Source organism: Chryseobacterium oleae (assembly GCF_900115055.1).
GTDB lineage: Bacteria > Bacteroidota > Bacteroidia > Flavobacteriales > Weeksellaceae > Chryseobacterium > Chryseobacterium oleae.
In genome coordinates, this window is sequence record NZ_FOVD01000013.1 from 1 (window position 1) to 5,520 (window position 5,520).

Annotated in this window: 2 tRNA genes and 3 rRNA genes; all 5 read left to right on the top strand. The window is 46.7% G+C overall.

Going from position 1 to position 5,520, the window contains the following annotated elements:
* Nucleotides 1–328: 328 nt before the first annotated feature.
* Nucleotides 329–1,845, top strand: a 16S ribosomal RNA gene (locus BM143_RS23620).
* A 215-nt stretch (nt 1,846–2,060) separates the two neighbouring features.
* Nucleotides 2,061–2,134: transfer RNA gene (locus BM143_RS23625), tRNA-Ile, on the top strand.
* An 87-nt stretch (nt 2,135–2,221) separates the two neighbouring features.
* Nucleotides 2,222–2,295 (top strand) — tRNA-Ala (locus tag BM143_RS23630).
* Nucleotides 2,296–2,452: 157 nt separating this feature from the next.
* A 23S ribosomal RNA gene (locus BM143_RS23635) occupies nt 2,453–5,217 on the top strand.
* 154 nt (nt 5,218–5,371) lie between these two features.
* Nucleotides 5,372–5,479 (top strand): 5S ribosomal RNA (gene rrf / locus BM143_RS23640).
* Together the 16S, 23S and 5S rRNA genes with 2 tRNA genes alongside form the textbook arrangement of a ribosomal RNA operon.
* Nucleotides 5,480–5,520: the final 41 nt, after the last annotated feature.

Genomic DNA, 5,520 nt, shown 5'->3' on the forward strand with positions numbered 1-5,520 from the left:
CGAAAAACTTTTAAAACTTTTAGAAATAAAAGTTGTGAGATTTAAAAAAGTTTGTATCTTTGCAGTCCGGTTAAACGGAGCGCAGAAGTGAGTAAAGATTGAGGTTTAGGAGGGATTAAGGTTACTTAAAAAACTTTAAAATTTTCTTCCGAAACATTTGGTCAGTTAGAAATAAATAATTACTTTTGCAACCGCAAATAAGGAACAGAACGACAGAAAAGCTTCCTTATCCATTGCGGAAAGAAAAAAGATCATTGACATACAATATACAACCAAGTAAGAAAAAACTAAAGCGTAAATAAAACTTTGAGCGGGTCAGGAAAAACATACAATGGAGAGTTTGATCCTGGCTCAGGATGAACGCTAGCGGGAGGCCTAACACATGCAAGCCGAGCGGTAGGTTTCCTTCGGGAGACTGAGAGCGGCGCACGGGTGCGGAACACGTGTGCAACCTGCCTTTATCAGGGGGATAGCCTTTCGAAAGGAAGATTAATACCCCATAATATTTTGAGTGGCATCACTTGAAATTGAAAACTCCGGTGGATAAAGATGGGCACGCGCAAGATTAGATAGTTGGTGAGGTAACGGCTCACCAAGTCTACGATCTTTAGGGGGCCTGAGAGGGTGATCCCCCACACTGGTACTGAGACACGGACCAGACTCCTACGGGAGGCAGCAGTGAGGAATATTGGACAATGGGTGAGAGCCTGATCCAGCCATCCCGCGTGAAGGACGACGGCCCTATGGGTTGTAAACTTCTTTTGTATAGGGATAAACCTTTCCACGTGTGGAAAGCTGAAGGTACTATACGAATAAGCACCGGCTAACTCCGTGCCAGCAGCCGCGGTAATACGGAGGGTGCAAGCGTTATCCGGATTTATTGGGTTTAAAGGGTCCGTAGGCGGATCTGTAAGTCAGTGGTGAAATCTCACAGCTCAACTGTGAAACTGCCATTGATACTGCAGGTCTTGAGTGTTGTTGAAGTAGCTGGAATAAGTAGTGTAGCGGTGAAATGCATAGATATTACTTAGAACACCAATTGCGAAGGCAGGTTACTAAGCAACAACTGACGCTGATGGACGAAAGCGTGGGGAGCGAACAGGATTAGATACCCTGGTAGTCCACGCCGTAAACGATGCTAACTCGTTTTTGGGGCCTTGGCTTCAGAGACTAAGCGAAAGTGATAAGTTAGCCACCTGGGGAGTACGGACGCAAGTCTGAAACTCAAAGGAATTGACGGGGGCCCGCACAAGCGGTGGATTATGTGGTTTAATTCGATGATACGCGAGGAACCTTACCAAGGCTTAAATGGGAAATGACAGGTTTAGAAATAGACTTTTCTTCGGACATTTTTCAAGGTGCTGCATGGTTGTCGTCAGCTCGTGCCGTGAGGTGTTAGGTTAAGTCCTGCAACGAGCGCAACCCCTGTCACTAGTTGCCATCATTCAGTTGGGGACTCTAGTGAGACTGCCTACGCAAGTAGAGAGGAAGGTGGGGATGACGTCAAATCATCACGGCCCTTACGCCTTGGGCCACACACGTAATACAATGGCCAGTACAGAGGGCAGCTACCAGGCGACTGGATGCGAATCTCGAAAGCTGGTCTCAGTTCGGATTGGAGTCTGCAACTCGACTCTATGAAGCTGGAATCGCTAGTAATCGCGCATCAGCCATGGCGCGGTGAATACGTTCCCGGGCCTTGTACACACCGCCCGTCAAGCCATGGAAGTCTGGGGTACCTGAAGTCGGTGACCGTAACAGGAGCTGCCTAGGGTAAAACAGGTAACTAGGGCTAAGTCGTAACAAGGTAGCCGTACCGGAAGGTGCGGCTGGAACATCTCATTTTAGAGCGTCTTAAAGACGATAAACAAAATTAGTACAGTAATGTACATTGATTCTGCTTAAAGAAAAGCTTTAGTTTTTTATTTGGTTGCTATATATTATAAAAATACAAAACCCACTAGAAATTAGTAAACGGGAACGAGCGATAGAGTATGAAGGGAGTTAAGGTATATGCAAATATTACTGATCACTCATTACCCATTACTCATCTATCACATAGTCTCGTAGCTCAGCTGGTTAGAGCGCTACACTGATAATGTAGAGGTCGGCAGTTCGAGCCTGCCCGAGACTACTAATTAAAATAGAGGTTAGAAATTAGAATTTAGAATTTAGTTTTTTACTAATATCTAATTACTAACATCTAACATCTTAACTAGAGGGGGAATTAGCTCAGCTGGCTAGAGCGCCTGCCTTGCACGCAGGAGGTCAAGGGTTCGACTCCCTTATTCTCCACAGTTTTGGAAGTTTGATTTAAAAGTGACGAATAGAGCCAATAACAATATTCGTTTATCAAGCTGAAAAGAAGAATTTAAGATCATTGACATTAACGGTAAAAATATCACAAAGAGAAAACCGAGCGCATAGAAGCGCTTGAGTAACTAAAAATAGGAAAGAAATCGTTAAGGGCGTATGGCGGATGCCTAGGCTTTCAGAGGCGAAGAAGGACGCGGTAAGCTGCGAAAAGCTGCGGGGATCGGCACACACGAATTGATCCGCAGATGTCCGAATGGGGCAACCCGTCTGGTTGAAGACCAGTCACTCCAATTTATTGGAGAGCAAACCCGGAGAACTGAAACATCTAAGTACCCGGAGGAAAAGAAATCGAAGAGATTCCGTAAGTAGCGGCGAGCGAAAGCGGATTAGCCCAAAAGTCTTTATATGTTTAAAAGAATGTTCTGGAAAGAACAGCCATAGAGGGTGATAGCCCCGTATTTGAAAGGCATACATAGATGATAAATGAGTAGGGCGGGACACGTGAAATCCTGTCTGAATATGGGGGGACCATCCTCCAAGGCTAAATACTCCTGAAAGACCGATAGTGAACAAGTACTGTGAAGGAAAGGTGAAAAGCACTTCGAATAGAAGGGTGAAATAGAACCTGAAACCGTACGCCTACAAGCGGTCGGAGCCCACAAGTTGGGTGACGGCGTGCCTTTTGCATAATGAGCCTACGAGTTAATTTTGCTAGCGAGGTTAAGGACTTAAGGTCCGGAGCCGGAGCGAAAGCGAGTCTGAATAGGGCGCTTAGTTAGCAGGATTAGACGCGAAACCTTGTGATCTACCCATGGGCAGGTTGAAGCTCTGGTAACACAGAGTGGAGGACCGAACCGGTTGACGTTGAAAAGTCTTCGGATGACCTGTGGGTAGGGGTGAAAGGCCAATCAAACTGGGAGATAGCTCGTACTCTCCGAAATGCATTTAGGTGCAGCGTCGATTTACAGTTTATTAGAGGTAGAGCTACTGATTGGATGCGGGGGTTTCATCGCCTACCAATTCCTGACAAACTCCGAATGCTAATAAATGATGGTCGGCAGTGAGGGCATGGGTGCTAAGGTCCATGTCCGAGAGGGAAAGAACCCAGACCAACAGCTAAGGTCCCCAAATATATGTTAAGTTGAAGCAACGCGGTTGGACTGCATTGACAGCTAGGATGTTGGCTTGGAAGCAGCCATTCATTTAAAGAGTGCGTAACAGCTCACTAGTCGAGCGGTCCGGCATGGATAATAATCGGGCATAAACATATTACCGAAGCTATGGATTTATACCTTAGGGGTATATCTGGTAGGAGAGCATTCTATTTGCGCCGAAGCAGTATCGTGAGGTATTGTGGAGCGGATAGAAAAGAAAATGTAGGCATAAGTAACGATAAAGCGGGCGAGAAACCCGCTCACCGAAAGACTAAGGTTTCCTCAGCCATGCTAATCAGCTGAGGGTTAGTCGGGACCTAACGCGAACCCGAAAGGGGTAGTGGATGGACAATGGGTTAATATTCCCATACTTGCTCACACTAAAAAGGGGACGGAGTGCCGTACTTACTGGAGACTGACGGAATAGTCAAGACCTAGCCTTCGGGCGAAGTTGTTGTAGGGAAAGTGCTTCCAAGAAAAGCCGAAGTGAAGCAACCCGTACCAAAACCGACACAGGTAGTCGAGGAGAGAATCCTAAGGTGCTAGAGTGAATCATGGTTAAGGAACTAGGCAAAATAGTCTCGTAACTTCGGGAGAAGAGACGCCAGCAGCAATGCTGGCCGCAGTAAAGAGGCCCAGGCGACTGTTTATCAAAAACACAGGACTCTGCAAAATCGAAAGATGCAGTATAGGGTCTGACACCTGCCCGGTGCTGGAAGGTTAAGGAAGGTGCTTAGGGTTAAACCGAAGGCATTAACTGAAGCCCCAGTAAACGGCGGCCGTAACTATAACGGTCCTAAGGTAGCGAAATTCCTTGTCGGGTAAGTTCCGACCTGCACGAATGGTGTAACGATCTGGGCACTGTCTCAACCATGAGCTCTGTGAAATTGTAGTCTCGGTGAAGATGCCGAGTACCCGCAATGGGACGAAAAGACCCTGTGAACCTTTACTATAACTTCGTATTGACTTTGAGTAAGTAATGTGTAGGATAGGTGGGAGGCTTTGAAGCGGGCACGCTAGTGTTCGTGGAGCCAACGTTGAAATACCACCCTTTACTTACTTGGAGCCTAACTTCTGAATGGAAGGACATTGCGTGGTGGGTAGTTTGACTGGGGTGGTCGCCTCCAAAAGAGTAACGGAGGCTTTCAAAGGTACCCTCAGCACGCTTGGTAACCGTGCGTAGAGTGTAATGGCATAAGGGTGCTTGACTGTGAGACCAACAAGTCGATCAGGTGCGAAAGCAGGACATAGTGATCCGGTGGTTCCGTATGGAAGGGCCATCGCTCATAGGATAAAAGGTACTCCGGGGATAACAGGCTAGTCTCCCCCAAGAGCTCACATCGACGGGGAGGTTCGGCACCTCGATGTCGGCTCGTCACATCCTGGGGCTGGAGAAGGTCCCAAGGGTTGGGCTGTTCGCCCATTAAAGTGGCACGCGAGCTGGGTTCAGAACGTCGTGAGACAGTTCGGTCTCTATCTATTGCGGGCGTTAGATGTTTGAGAGGGCTTGATTCTAGTACGAGAGGACCGAATTGAACAAACCTCTGGTGTATCAGTTGTTCCGCCAGGAGCACCGCTGAGTAGCTACGTTTGGAAGAGATAAGCACTGAAAGCATATAAGTGCGAAACTCGCCTCAAGATGAGACATCTTTTAAGGGTCGTTGGAGATGACGACGTTGATAGGCTATAGGTGTAAAGGCAGTAATGTCATAGCCAAGTAGTACTAATTACCCGTAGATTTATAGCCTATGGTTGCTATATATAGGCCTTTTATGCGCAGTAAAGGTTTTGTCTTTGTGAATGTTTTTATCGAATTAAAACAGAAGTTAGAAATTAGATATTAGAAGTTAGTGAATCACTAACCTCTAAATACTAACCTCTAACCTCTTATATACCTTCTTTAGGGTGGTTTTAGCGGTGGGGCTCACCTGTTCCCATTCCGAACACAGAAGTTAAGCCCACCAGCGCCGATGGTACTGCGAAAGCGGGAGAGTAGGCCGCCGCCAGTTTTTATTAAAAAGTCTCATACAGTTTTGTGTGAGACTTTTTT